The organism is Paenibacillus lycopersici, assembly GCF_010119935.1.
GTDB lineage: Bacteria > Bacillota > Bacilli > Paenibacillales > Paenibacillaceae > Paenibacillus_Z > Paenibacillus_Z lycopersici.
This window is the reverse complement of sequence record NZ_CP048209.1, coordinates 4277209-4290456: the sequence shown is the minus strand read 5'-3', so window position 1 is coordinate 4290456 and position 13248 is coordinate 4277209. Positions and strand designations below refer to the sequence as shown.

Annotated in this window: 12 protein-coding genes; 8 read left to right on the top strand and 4 right to left on the bottom strand. The window is 58.8% G+C overall.

Translation table 11 applies throughout. From position 1 onward, the window contains the following. Window positions 1-101: 101 nt before the first annotated feature. From GXP70_RS18940 to GXP70_RS18920, 5 genes are all read left to right on the top strand, one after another. Window positions 102-527, top strand: a complete 426-nt coding sequence (locus GXP70_RS18940; RefSeq protein WP_225442879.1) for a YlbF/YmcA family competence regulator — start codon at window positions 102-104, stop codon at window positions 525-527. Between the two features lie 21 nt (window positions 528-548). After that, entirely contained in the window at window positions 549-812 is a 264-nt protein-coding gene (locus tag GXP70_RS18935) for a YlbG family protein (protein ID WP_162358283.1), read from the top strand. Window positions 813-990: 178 nt separating this feature from the next. Then, window positions 991-1428 carry a hypothetical protein gene (locus GXP70_RS18930; protein ID WP_162358282.1) on the top strand — a complete coding sequence of 146 codons (438 nt, stop codon included), beginning with the start codon at window positions 991-993 and terminating at the stop codon, window positions 1426-1428. Between the two features lie 126 nt (window positions 1429-1554). Continuing rightward, a complete protein-coding gene (locus GXP70_RS18925; protein WP_162358281.1) occupies window positions 1555-2466 on the top strand; it encodes a selenium metabolism-associated LysR family transcriptional regulator in 912 nt (303 codons plus the stop codon). After that, window positions 2457-3320 carry a PHP domain-containing protein gene (locus GXP70_RS18920; protein ID WP_162358280.1) on the top strand — a complete coding sequence of 288 codons (864 nt, stop codon included), beginning with the start codon at window positions 2457-2459 and terminating at the stop codon, window positions 3318-3320. The genes GXP70_RS18925 and GXP70_RS18920 overlap by 10 nt, the downstream gene beginning before the upstream one ends. Window positions 3321-3517: 197 nt before the next feature. On the opposite strand, the gene GXP70_RS18915 is transcribed toward GXP70_RS18920, so the two are convergent. Beyond that, window positions 3518-5374: an Rqc2 family fibronectin-binding protein gene (locus tag GXP70_RS18915; RefSeq protein WP_162358279.1), complete on the bottom strand. Its 1857-nt coding sequence runs from the start codon at window positions 5372-5374 to the stop codon at window positions 3518-3520. A 159-nt stretch (window positions 5375-5533) separates the two neighbouring features. Here GXP70_RS18915 and GXP70_RS18910 point away from each other — a divergent pair, with 159 nt between their 5' ends. The 3 genes from GXP70_RS18910 to GXP70_RS18900 all read left to right on the top strand — a co-directional run bounded on the left by GXP70_RS18910 (window position 5534) and on the right by GXP70_RS18900 (window position 10903). Beyond that, window positions 5534-8326 (top strand): calcium-translocating P-type ATPase, SERCA-type, encoded by a 2793-nt coding sequence (locus GXP70_RS18910; RefSeq protein ID WP_162358278.1) that lies wholly within the window; start codon window positions 5534-5536, stop codon window positions 8324-8326. A 649-nt stretch (window positions 8327-8975) separates the two neighbouring features. After that, window positions 8976-10028 carry a MerR family transcriptional regulator gene (locus tag GXP70_RS18905; RefSeq protein WP_162358277.1) on the top strand — a complete coding sequence of 351 codons (1053 nt, stop codon included), beginning with the start codon at window positions 8976-8978 and terminating at the stop codon, window positions 10026-10028. 176 nt (window positions 10029-10204) lie between these two features. Further along, complete coding sequence (locus GXP70_RS18900) at window positions 10205-10903, top strand: class I SAM-dependent methyltransferase (RefSeq protein ID WP_162358276.1); 699 nt, start codon at window positions 10205-10207, stop codon at window positions 10901-10903. On the opposite strand, the gene GXP70_RS18895 is transcribed toward GXP70_RS18900, so the two are convergent. The 3 genes from GXP70_RS18895 to GXP70_RS18885 form a co-directional block, all read right to left on the bottom strand. Continuing rightward, window positions 10875-11291, bottom strand: coding sequence for a hypothetical protein (locus GXP70_RS18895; protein WP_162358275.1), 417 nt, complete (start codon window positions 11289-11291; stop codon window positions 10875-10877). The two genes, GXP70_RS18900 and GXP70_RS18895, sit on opposite strands and share 29 nt — an antisense overlap. Before the next feature lie 340 nt (window positions 11292-11631). Then, window positions 11632-12537, bottom strand: a complete 906-nt coding sequence (locus GXP70_RS18890; RefSeq protein ID WP_162358274.1) for a carboxypeptidase-like regulatory domain-containing protein — start codon at window positions 12535-12537, stop codon at window positions 11632-11634. 78 nt (window positions 12538-12615) lie between these two features. Further along, complete coding sequence (locus GXP70_RS18885; protein WP_162358273.1) at window positions 12616-12780, bottom strand: hypothetical protein; 165 nt, start codon at window positions 12778-12780, stop codon at window positions 12616-12618. Window positions 12781-13248 lie beyond the last annotated feature (468 nt).

Below are 13248 nucleotides of genomic sequence, written 5' to 3'. Positions count from 1 at the left end.
TGGAAACATTGCCGTTATCGGACCCCGCAGCGCATGAATTGGATTTGCCGCTCTACGAATCTTTCGATTCCTTCGAGTCCGGCGATTCAACTTCGCTCGATATGGGTCAACTGTTGTTACGCGCCTACGACATTGGCGATTTAGTGAATCAGTCGGCGGAAGTCGCCGAATACGCATATTGGAAAACCGTTGTCGACGAGCATGAGCAAGTTCGCGAGCTCGTGAAGAAATTCGCCAAGGCGAAAGAGCTGTTCGCGGATTGCGAACGGTTCGGCCGGTTTCATCCGGATTATCATGCGGCGAAAGACAAGGTGAAAGAAGTCGAAGCGCAGTTGAACGGGATCGAGTGCGTCAGCCGGTTCAAAGCGGCGGAGCAGGCGGTCGACGATCTGCTGCTCGCCATCGCGACGGAAATCGCCGGCGCCGTATCGGAGACGATCAAGGTGCCAAGCAACGATCCGCTGCCCAAAGGAGGCGGCTGCGGAGGCGGCGGCTCCTGCAGCTGCGGAAGCGGCGGCTGCGGTTAGAGAGAGGAGACGGGAGCTTTCATGTTTTCGGAACGCTTAGGTTATATCGTATGGGTCAGCGATCTTAAGGCTGCCCGTTCGTTAGAGAAATACGGCACGGTGCATTACATGTCCCGTAAAATGCATTATGTCGTCATGTATATGAATGCGGATCGGGCGGAGGAGATCGTGCGCAACATGGGACGGCTGCCTTACGTGAAGCGGATCGAACGCTCGTACCGCAACGAAATCAAGACCGAGTATACGCAAGGCGTTCCCGACAAGACCCGCTATTACAGCATCTAGGACGCAGGCCCCCGGCTGGAGTGAAGTCGGGGGTTTTATTTACCCATTTAACCAACCATAATATGCCATATTTGGAGCAAGTTTATTTTTGAGTTGAAATCTCGGACATGCATGCTACAATAATATGGAAAGTAGATATAGATAATAAGGCCTACTTCCGGGGAGGGGTGGATCTGAAATGAAAGACAAGATTACAGAGCGATGGAACACGTACGAGTCGTTTCATGTCGATCTGGGCGACAAGAAAGTGGCGGATATTGTCATCACGAACCACGCCAAGAGCCGCTGGGCCGATCGCATCGAAGACAAGAAAACCGGCTACGAGGATATCGCCGACTTCATGTGGCAATGTTTGAAGCAAGGCCGAATCGAGCCGTACTATCGCAACGAGCAGGACGTCTATCTCATTGACGATGACCTGGTGTTCGTCGCGGAGTTTGCCGTATTGGAGAAAGAAACGGACTTGACCGGCAATCCGCTGCACAAGATGATCGTCGTTACCTATCTCGGACGCATGTCTGAGACGATCGAACTACGCGATTTGAAATCCTATTATTCCTGGCTGCGTCATTCCAGACGGATGACCTTGATCAAGAACAGCCGTAAACGGAAATAATCCATATATAACGCGAGCATGGCAGCGAGCACGGGGTGCGGGGACCCGTGCTTTTTCTCATTCGGACGATATTTCGGACTGCGTTTGATGTATAATAGGCGAAAGAGAAAGGAAGGGATGCCCTTCATGGCGCTAAATTTCCATCAGCTGCATATTTTCTATACCGTTGCGGAACGGGGGAGCTTCTCCGCGGCGGCCCAGGCGCTGCATATGACGCAGCCTGCCGTAACGATGCAAGTCCAGTCGCTGGAAGATTATTTCGGAACGAAGCTGCTGCACCGTTCGACGAAGCGGATCGAGCTGACGGAAGCGGGGAGGGCGCTCATGCCGTACGCCCAGCGCAGTATCGATCTGATCCGCGATACCGATCTGCAGATGTCCAAATTCACGAAGCAGCTGAAAGGCCGCCTGCAGCTTGGGGCGAGCCTGACGATCGGCGAATACATTTTGCCGCGGCTGCTCGGCCCCTTCGGGCAGGAATTTCCGCATATCGCGATCAGCATGAAAGTCATGAACACGGCGCAGATCATGGAAGAGATCGTCAATCATCAGCTTAATTTCGGCTTGATCGAAGCGCCGGTCAATCACCCTGACATGCATATGGAAGCGGTCTTGAGCGACGAGCTGAAGCTGATCGTCGGCAAGTCGCATCCGCTGGCGGGCGTGAAGGAAGTCGATCTGGAGGAAGTGATGAAATATCCGATCGTGCTCCGGGAGCAGGGATCCGGCACGCGGCTCGTCATGGAAGAACAGCTGCGGGCCAAACAGATGAACATCGCCGACATGAAGATCGTCATGGAGCTTGGCAGCACGGGCGCGGTCAAGTCCGCGGTCGAAGCCGGGCTCGGCATCTCGTTCGTATCCGCATCGTCGGTCAAGCACGAGGTGGCGCTCGGTCTGATTCAGATCATTCCGATCCGCGACGTACAGTTCAAACGGCAGTTCTATTCCATTTTCCTGAAATCGGCGCTGCTGCCGATATCGGCCGTAACCTTTATGACGTTTCTGAGAGAGAGGGATCTGCAGCAATGGCTATAATTCGGACGGGCAGGGCGGATTTGCATACGCATACAACGGCGTCGGACGGCATGCAGCGGCCGGCCGACAATGTCGCCGCCGCGAAGGCGAAAGGGCTGTCCGCCATCGCCATCACGGACCACGACACGGTGGACGGCATCGACGAAGCGATGGAAGCGGGCGAACGGCACGGCATCGAAGTCGTGCCCGGCGTTGAAATCAGCACCGTAGCCGACGGGATCGATATCCATATCCTGGGCTATTACGTCAATTGGCGCGATCCGGACTGGCGGGAGAAGCTGAAGCGGCTGATTACGCTGCGCGAACAGCGGAACGACATGATCCTCGCGAAGCTGAACGAGCTCGGCATGGCGATTACGCTGGAGGACGTGGAGGAAGAAGCGAGGCTGCAGGGCAAGGACAGCGGTTCCATGGGCAGGCCGCATATCGCCGCCGTGCTGATCAAGAAAGGCCATGTCGGCACGATGCAGGAAGCGTTCGACCGCTACTTGGCGCAAGGGGCGGCCGCTTACGCGAACCCGCCGCGGCTTCATCCGTTCGAAGCGTTGGATTGGATCCGCGAAGCGGGCGGAACGAGCGTCATCGCGCATCCCGGGCTGTACGGCAACGACGAGCTCGTCCGGGCGATCATCGCCCAAGGGGCGCAAGGCATCGAGGTCTTCCATTCCGACCATGACGAAGCTGCCGAAGCGCGGTATGCGCGGCTAGCCGCCGAGCATGGATTGATCGTGACGGGCGGTTCGGATTTTCACGGCGAACGGCAGGGCGTCATTTTCCATGGCGACATCGGCAGCCGCACGGTCGACGCGGCCGTATTGAATCAATTGAACCCGGCTTGGCGGAACGGGAACTAGGCGGACGAGTCGTGAACGGGCTGGAACCGTGGTTTGTTCGCGATTCATTCGTCACCTGGTTAAGCTGTTTATCGTTACGCAGCTTTAAGTTACGCAGCATGTAATTGAAACGCAAAAACGGCACGAAGCTTCTTCGCGAAGCTGTCGTGCCGTTTTTTGTTGGTGCCGGCTGCCTGCGCAGGGCCGCCGAATCCGGTTCAAGCTTTGATTTGCGAGGGGAGCTGCTTCAGCCGCTGCTCGTCCGGCGTGATGAACAGCGTTTTCTGATGATCGTAGATGACGAAGCCCGGCTTGGCGCCGCTCGGCTTCTTGACATGCCGGATCAGCGTATAGTCGACGGGAACCATGGACGACGAACGGGCCTGGCTGAACTGGGCCGCCAGCATGGCGGCTTCCTCCAGGGTGCTGTCGTTGAAGCTCGTGCCCCGAATGACGACATGCGAACCTGGAATGTCCTTCGTATGCAGCCACGTATCGTTCGGACCGGCAACCTTGTTCGTCAGAAAATCGTTCTGCGTGTTGTTCTTGCCGACGTAGATCGGCAGTCCTTCCGAGGACGTATAGCATAAGAGAGCGGGCTGCTTCGGCTTCTTCTTCCGGCTTCCGCGCTTCTCGCGCTGCCGCATGTAGCCCTGTTCGGCCAGCTCGTCGCGGATTTCCTCGATATCCGCCAAGGATGCGCTGTCCAATTGCTGCAGCAACGAGGCGAGATACCGGATTTCCTGCTCGGCCAGCTCCATCTGCCCGGTGACGAACGTCTGGCTGTTGCGGAATTTCGCGTACTTCTTGAACAGCCGCTGCGCGTTCTGCGAAGGCGTCAGCTGCGGATCGAGCGGGACGGTGACGACGGGCATATCCTCTTCATAGTAATTGGCCAGCTCCACGGAAGTATCGCCCCGTTTGATGAGGTGCAGGCTGGCCGTCAACAGCTCGCCCAAGATGCGGAATCGATCGGCGTCCTGCGCTTCGCGGAGCGACTCCTCGAGCTTCTCCAGCTTCTTCTCGTTCTTGCTGCGCTCGTTCTGCAGGAAGCGGAGGAGGTCGGACACGCGCTGCTTGACGGTATCGCGCTGCGCCTTGTCGCCGAAGAACGCCTCCAGGCAGGCGCTTACCGTATCGAACGAGGCGATTTCGCCGTTCAGATGCGTAAGCTGCGTAACGGAGAAGGCGGATTTCCCGCTGCCGCCCGCCGGCGTCACAATCTGCGGAGCGTAAGTTCCGGAACGGAACGCCGTCATCATGTCGCGGAAGCTCGGCCAGAGCGCCGCTCCGGCATGCCGCAGCTCGGCCAGCCCGTTCGGCAGCTTGACGCCCGCGTTCGCCGCTTCCGCGCGGTGTACGATCTCCTTGGCCAGCAGCGGGCTGATGCCGCTGAACGCGGCGACGATCAGCTTGTCCGGCGTAAGCGACTCGACCGGAACGGGCTTCGGCGCGGAGCCGAAATGGATGCTGTCCTCGTCGGGGATCGGCGGATGGACCAGCAGCTGCCCGGCGGCATGCATCGCCTCGGCGAATTCCTGCTCGCCGTCGATCTCGAACGGATCGCGCTTGCCTTGCTCCGGCGGCGCGACATAGGCGGTGCCGGGCATAATGACGCGATAGCTGCTGATGGACGGCGTCACGTGATGAATGCCGTCATGGATCATCTCCGATGCCGCATCGAGCAGAATAATGTTGCTGTGACGCCCCATCAGCTCGATCACGATCCGTTTCTGGAACGTATCGCCGAGCTCGTCGCGCTGCCGGACGTCGATATGCAGGATGCGCTCGTTGCCGACCTGGCTGACGGCTTCGATGACGGCGCCTTCGCAGTGCTTGCGCATCAGCATGCAGAACATCGGCGCTTCCAGCGGATTGACGAACGTCTCTTCCGTCCAGTGAACGCGCGGATACGTCGGATTGGCCGACAGCAGCAGCCTGCCCGGATTGCGGCCGCCGCGGATTTGCAGCACGAGGTCGTGCGGCGAAGGCTGGTGGATTTTATGAATGCGCGCGCCTACGCAGGTTTGAAGCTCGTCTGCGATCGCGCGGGTAACGATTCCGTCTAATGCCATAATGTAAAATTCCCCTTTGCATGGACTTCATCTTCCTATCATGCCATAACCCGTCCAAAAACTTAAGTCCCGGCTGGGATATTTTCCGGTTTGTCCGAATACATTTAGCCCATAGAGGCTGTCCGTTCGGGCGGCGAGTATCGGAAGGGAGTCGGAGCAATGGAACAGGGAATGTGGCATGGGCTGGAAACGGCCGACCTGGCGCAAGCGCTGGATGCGAACCTGGATACGGGACTGGCGCCGGGCACGGCAGCCGAGCGGCTGGCGCAAATAGGCCGAAACGAGCTGTCGGAGGGGAAGAAGACTTCTCCGCTGATGCTGTTTCTCGGCCAGTTCAAAGATTTCATGGTGCTGGTGCTCATGGGGGCGACGTTAATCTCGGGGCTGCTCGGCGAATACCTGGATGCGATTACGATCGTCGCGATCATCGTCATCAACGCGGTGCTCGGCTTCGTGCAGGAATTCAGGGCGGAGAAATCGCTGCGCGCGCTTAAGGCGCTGTCCGCCCCGATGGCCAAGGCGCTTCGCGGCGGCGATATCGTCGTCATTCCGGCCAGCGAGCTCGTCCCCGGGGACGTTGTCGAGCTCGAAAGCGGCGACCGGATTCCGGCGGATCTTCGTTTCATCGAGACGAACAGCTGTTATGCCGAGGAGTCGGCGCTCACGGGCGAATCGGTGCCGGTCAGCAAGCATTGCGACCCGATCAAGGCCGCCGATATCCCGCTCGGGGACATGCGCAATATCGGTTTCATGGGCACGATGATCACCCGCGGCACGGCCAAAGGGATCGTCGTTCGAACGGGCATGAACACGGAAATGGGCAAAATCGCCAATCTGATCCAGCAGACGGAAACGATGGAAACGCCGCTTCAGCATCGCCTGGAGCAGCTTGGCAAAATCCTCATCATCGTCGCGCTTGCGCTCACTGTCATGGTCGTCGTCGCGGGCATCCTGCATGGGCAGCCGGCGTACGAAATGTTCCTTGCCGGCGTCAGCCTGGCGGTCGCGGCCATCCCGGAAGGGCTTCCGGCCATCGTAACGATCGCGCTCGCGCTCGGCGTGCAGCGGATGATCAAACGGCGCGCCATCGTGCGGAAGCTGCCTTCCGTCGAGACGCTCGGCTGCGCGTCCGTCATCTGCTCCGATAAGACGGGCACGCTGACGCAGAACAAAATGACCGTGACCCAGCTGTGGATCGGCGGGCGCGGCATGGATATCACCGGCGAAGGGTACGAGCCTGCCGGCGGCTGCTTCGAGGGCGGCAAGCCCGTCGACATAAAGCACGATCAATCCCTTCGCCGCTTGCTGCAGGTCGCCGCGCTCTGCAACAACGCGACGGTGACGAAGCTTGATCAAGATCCGGATGCCATCAAGCGCAAGAAGAGCAAAACGGCCGTCGTTCAAGACGAGTGGGTGCTGAAAGGCGATCCGACGGAAGGCGCGCTGACCGTATTGGCCGCCAAGCTGGGCGCGTCGGCGAAATCGATGGAGGGGCTCTACAAGCGGGTCAAGGAATATCCGTTCGATTCCGAGCGGAAACGGATGTCCGTGCTCGTCACGCATCAAGGCGGCCGGCTCATCTGCACGAAGGGCGCGCCGGATATGTTAATGAATCAATGCACGTACATGCTGTGGGACGGCAAAGTCGTGCCGTTCACGGCGACGCTGAAGCAGAAGGTGAACGATGCCGCGGAGAAAATGGCGGCCGGCGCGCTGCGCGTGCTCGGCTTCGCGTACCGCGAGCTGCGCCCGCAGGACGCCTCGGAAGTCGAGTCGGACGTCGAGAACCAGCTCATCTTCGTCGGCCTGTCCGGCATGATCGATCCGCCGCGCCGCGAAGTGAAGGACGCCATCGCGAATTGCCGCCGCGCGGGCATCAAGACGGTGATGATCACCGGCGACCACCAGCTGACGGCGGAAGCGATCGCCGGCCAGCTCGGCATCATGCCGCGCGGCGGCATCGCCGTCAGCGGCCAGCAATTGAACGAGATGACGGAGGAAACGCTCGACAGGCTGGCGGACAACATTTTCGTCTATGCCCGCGTCTCGCCCGAGCATAAGCTGCGCATCGTCAAAGCGCTGCAGCGCAAAGGCCATGTCGTGGCGATGACCGGCGACGGAGTGAACGACGCTCCGGCGATCAAAGCGGCCGATATCGGCATCGCGATGGGCATTACGGGGACCGACGTCTCCAAGGAAGCGTCCTCGCTCGTGCTGAGCGACGACAACTTCTCGAGCATCGTGGCCGCCATCGAGGAAGGCCGCGGCATCTACGAGAACATTCGCAAATTCATCCGGTACCTGCTCGCGTCGAACGTCGGCGAAATCCTGACGATGTTCCTGGCGATGATGGCGGGCCTGCCGCTGCCGCTCGTGCCGATTCAAATTCTGTGGGTCAACCTTGTGACGGACGGCCTGCCGGCGATGGCGCTCGGCGTCGACCAGGCGGAGAAGGATCTCATGCAGCAGAAGCCGCGCTCCGCGAAGGAAAATATATTCGCCCGGCGCCTGGGCTGGAAAATCATCAGCCGCGGCATACTGATCGGCGTCTTCACGCTCCTGGCGTTCTGGGTTACGCTGCGCATCAGGCCGGGCGATCCGCAAAACCTGGTCCATGCGCAGACGGTCGCTTTCGCCACGCTGGTTATGGCGCAGCTGATCCACGTGTTCGACTGCCGCAGCTCGCGGTCGATCTTCCACCGCAACATCCTGCAGAACAAATACTTGCTGTTTGCCGTTCTGTCCTCCGTCGTGCTGATGGCGGCCGTCCTGTACGTGCCGATGCTGCAGCCGATTTTCAAAACCGTGCCGCTCATGTTCCGCGACTGGTGCCTCGTCATCGTCGCCGCCGGCATCCCGACGTTCCTCATGGGCATCGGCAGCGTGCTCGGCACGTCGAACAAGAAGAAAACCAAATGGCCGCTGCAGGGACAGAAATCGATTGCGCGTTAAATTCACTCGTAATGATGGTTCGGGACCGCCGGAATGCATTTCCGGCGGTCTTTCGCATGAGCAGGTCAGCCTGTTGTTACGTGGTGGCCTCGGCATGTCGAGAAGGTCCGAGGGATTTCCGGTGCAGGCGGCGAGTTAAGGCGCTTTGAACGTCCAAGCAGCGGCGATAGCGTTGTGTTATGAGGTTGACAGCCGTCATGCGCCGTCCCACTTCGCGCAGGGAGCTGCGCGAAGTGCCGGAAATGCGAAGGATACGGACATGAGATCCTTTATTTGCCCGTATTCATCGTTTGTTGCTTGCTGCCGGACAGGAGATTCGCTATTACTGTCGAAAGTCGGGTTTTCGCTTCATTTCGGAGCCGATAACGAATCCAATGTCCGATCGCTGCCTTCAAAACGCCGATTTCGACCAAATAGCGGATCCTCTGTCCGCCTGCATTTGCGCGAAAAGAAAAGCTGCTCTAGCCGGTCGGTACCGTCGTCAGCCGCTGGTCTTGACCCGAACGCGTTCTCCACAGTCAGAGGTCAACCCGTTATTAGGGTTGGCCTGTTTCTCTGTTCGTGTATTGGCCAGCGGCAGTGGCAGCGGCAGGCCATATACCTTGACCCGGCGTCATGGTTTATAATGAGCGCATGGAGGCGTTGACGGATGAAAATCAATGAAATCGCCGAGCGGCTCGACATGACGCCGCGCGCGATCCGGCTTTATGAAGCCCGCGGCTTGCTGAAGCCGGAGCGGGAAGCGGAGAACGGCTACCGGAGCTTCGCGGAAAGCGATGCGTGGCGGCTGCAGACGATCGGGGCGCTGCGCGGCGCAGGGCTGGGGCTGGGCGCGGTCAAGGCGCTGCTCGACAAGCTTGATCAAGGCGATTCCGCGACCGTGCATCATTATTTGGAGCTGCAGCGGATGGCGCTCGCGTCGAAGTGGGTGGAGGGGAAATACGCGATGACGATGCTGGACGAGCTGATCGGCCGATTCGAGGACAAGGGACGGCTCGACGCCGCGGATCTATTCGAGCTGACCGGCAGGCTGAGAACGATCCGGCGGCAGCAGGAGACATGGATCGATGCCTGGCAGTTCGACGACATCGCGCCGCAATTCGACCGTTCCGCCGCGCTGCTGTCGACCGGCACGGCGCTGACGCAGGACGAATACGACCATGTGCTGGATCTGATCGCGCAATGGATATCCCCGCGTCCGGGCGAGCAGGGGCTCGACATCGGGACGGGGACGGGCAACTTGGCGGGGCTGCTTGCCTCGCAAGGAACGCGGATGTCCGCCGTCGATCAGTCCAAGGAAATGCTGGCGATATGCCGGGACAAGCATCCTGGCGTCGCGGCCAAGCTCGGCAACGCGCTGGCGCTGCCGTTCGTGGACGAGCGGTTCGCGCTCGTCGTATCCGCGTTCGCGCTGCATTTTCTGAACGGGGACCAACAGACGCTGGCGGTGGAGGAGATGAACCGCGTGCTTGCGCCGAACGGCCGCATCTGCCTGGCGGGATTGATGACGGACGGGCACGAGGACGGCGAGGAAGCCGCTCCTGCGGCTGCTGGCGATGCGGTAGGCCGGGAGCACGTATCCGAGAGGCATGCGATCGACCGCGGCCGGCTGATGGCCTGGTTCAAGGCGCATGACTACATTACCGTTCATTATGCGGTCAACCCGCAGATCGGCGTCCTGTACGCCGTCCGCAAACATTGACTTGACTCTCACCCTGCGTCATCCCTCAAGCTGAAGCGGCAGCAAACATTCAGGCTTCGTTGTACCCTAGCGCATATTCACTGACGCATATGGGATACTGCTTGCCTAGCAATCCCGGTAGCGAACAATGTTCGCTGCCCGGGCATGCAACTGCAACCTACCAGGGAGGGATACGCATGATTCAGCACGACATCATTTATCGGAGCGAGACCGAGCGGTACGACCGGCTTATCGCCAATGAAGACAGGGACGGCAACGTATTTCGCGCCATCCGCCGGATCGTGCCCGGTCTTCAAGGACTGGACGCGGCGGACATCGGTGCCGGAACGGGCAAAATCGCCAGAAAGCTGGCGCCGCATGTGCGGTCGCTCGTCATTACGGATGCCTCGGAGGCGATGCTGGCCGTGGCCGAGAAGCATTTGATCGCCGAAGGCCGCGCCAACTGGCGCAAAGCGCAAGGAATGAACGACCGGCTGCCGCTCGCCGACGATGCCGTCGATTTGCTGACAGCGGGCTGGACCGTCTGTTACTCGGCGAGCGCGAACGTCCCGGATTGGGAGAACAACCTGGCGCGCATCCTGCGCGAAATCGCCAGAGTCGTCAAACCGGGCGGCACGGCAATTCTGTTCGAAAACTTCGGCACAGGCACGAGCGTCCCCAATCCGCCGGATTTCTTGACGGCGTACTATGCCAAGCTAGAGGGGCAATATGGATTCTCGCATCAGCATATCCAGACCGATTTTGTGTTCGAGTCCATGGAAGAAGCGGCGGCGCTGACCGAATTCTTCTTCGGCCGCGAGATCAGCGAGGAAGTCGTACGGACGAAAGCCAAGCGGGTTCCGGGGTTCACGGGCGTCTGGTGGAAGAAATATTAAGAACGCGCCGCAAAAAGCAAGCGTACAAGCGTCCTCCGTCAAGGAGAGCGCCTGTACGCTTACGGTCTATCCGTGAAAGAAAACCAACTTCGCCGCCAAAGAACCGGCGGCCACCAATTGCCGGCGAGTAAAACGAGCCCAGGCAATCCAGAAAACCAACTTCGCCGCCAAGAACCAGGCGGCCACCAATTGCCGGCGAGTAAAACGAGCCCAGGCAATCCAGAAGACCAACTTCGCCGCCAAGAACCAGGCGGCCACCAATTGCCGGCGAGTAAAACGAGCCCAGGCAATCCAGAAAACCAACTTCGCCGCCAAAGAACCAGGCGGCCATCAATTGCCGGCAAGCAAAGCGAGCCCAGGCAATCCAGAAAACCAACTTCGCCGCCAAGAACCAGGCGGCCACCAATTGCCGGTGAGTAAAACGAGCCCAGGCAATCCACTCCCGCGCCAAAAGTTAAGCGTGTCCCGCAAGGGACGAAAGCGACTCCGGCACGATTCACCGCACCAAGCGTCTCAGCGGCGCATCACGTTCTCATGGTCCCGCAAGGGACAGCAGGTCACTCGCGACCGCCAAACGTAAAGCGTGTCCCGCCAGGGACGAAAGCGAGTCCTGCACGACGTGGCCCGAGTGCGCTGCTCAGTATCGCCAACGTTATACCATCCGGGTGTCCAGAGGGCGGAGCCCTCGGGGTCCCCCTTGGAAAGGGGGATTTAGGGGGATGGACTCCTTAGTAGGCCCCCGCTCCTTTAAAGGTGCCCTTGTCCAGGTCCATCACATTGACGGATTCGGTGTTGCCGGCATTGTCGACGGCGAAATACTCCACCTTATGCGTGGTATTCGCCATAATATCGAATTCGCCGTCGTACGTTTTCCATAACAGCGAGCCGTTGATGCGGTATTTGAGCGTGAGCACGCCGGATCCGCCCGCGCCGTCGCTGGCTTGGAGCGAAACGTGGAAGCCCTTGACGTACTGCTTGCTTCCGATGGTGCCGTAGATCGGCTCGAAGTGATATTTCGTGACCGGGTCGGCGTTATCGATACCCAGCTGGATATCGTACGTGGTCGTATGGCCTTCCGTCACAATGACGTTATTGGCCCCGCTGGGAACGTGGCCGAGAGCCGAAGCCTGGATCGGATACGTGCCGGGATTTAGGTCTTTCAAGGTGTAGATCCCTCTGAGGTTCGTAATGACGGTGTTTCCGTTGGAATCCGTAACCAGAGCGCCGATGACCGGCTTCCCGCTGGTATCCGTGACTTTCCCGGTAATGACGCCGAGGGCGGACAATTGAATGTTAAGCGTCGTTTCCTTGCCGGCGGTGACGACAACGCCCGTAATCGTCTTGCTTGCATAGCCGCTGGCAGAGGCGGTGACGCTGTAAGTACCGGGATTCAAATTCGACAACGAATATTTGCCGGCGCCGTTCGAGATGTCCAGGACCGGGAGAACGCCGACCGTGACTTTCACGACCGCGCCTTTGATTTTATCGCCGTTCGTGTCCGTGACCTGCCCGGCGATGCTCCCTTTGGTCTGCGCCGCGAACGATACGGAGGGCGCGAACAAGTGAAGCAGCAGCATGATGCTCAAGAGCGCGAAAGCCTTGAATAACCATTGCTTGGACTGTAGTTGGGCCATTAGGGGCTGCACCTCATCTTTAGTAGAATGGTTTTGCGCAATGCGACGATTCGTTATAAACAACGGGCACCGCTGACGTTAACTCGGCGACAGAACTTCCCGCTTCCAGAAGTCCCCGTCCCAAATGAACTGCCAATCCAGCCCGCCGTGCTCCGTATTCCGAATGTCCAGTACATCGAGCCGAGGAGCCTCCCACGCTTTCTTGCCTTGCTGATGATACGAGCTTTGATCCATTTCCTTCATACCGACACCAGCCTTCTCTAGATTTTGTTCGTACGTACCGCCGACTCTGCGAAAATACGATGATACAAATTGTATCGCGATTATTATGACATTGTAAAACGGGAATGTTAATAGGTTCCAAGAACTATAGGCATGCCTAATTATGTCGGATTTTCGGGATTCGCAATAATTCTATTCAATCAACCATGAACATTCGGCCGCATATTCTTCAGTTCAACAAGGCATGCGTTATGACTTAATGCCCATCGCTTCAGGCATGCAAAGCGATCCGCCCGAAGCAGCCGAGTGCGCTGCAAGGCAATCCGACGATATACCTTCCGGGTGTCCGCAAGGCGAAGTCCCGGGAGAACGCCCCGGAGAAGGGGATTCGAGGACGGGAGACTCATTAAAATACATGAAAGTGATGCAAAAATGCAAAGATTAAAGTACAATAATTAATTATAATAATTGCATAATGAAAGCCACTGG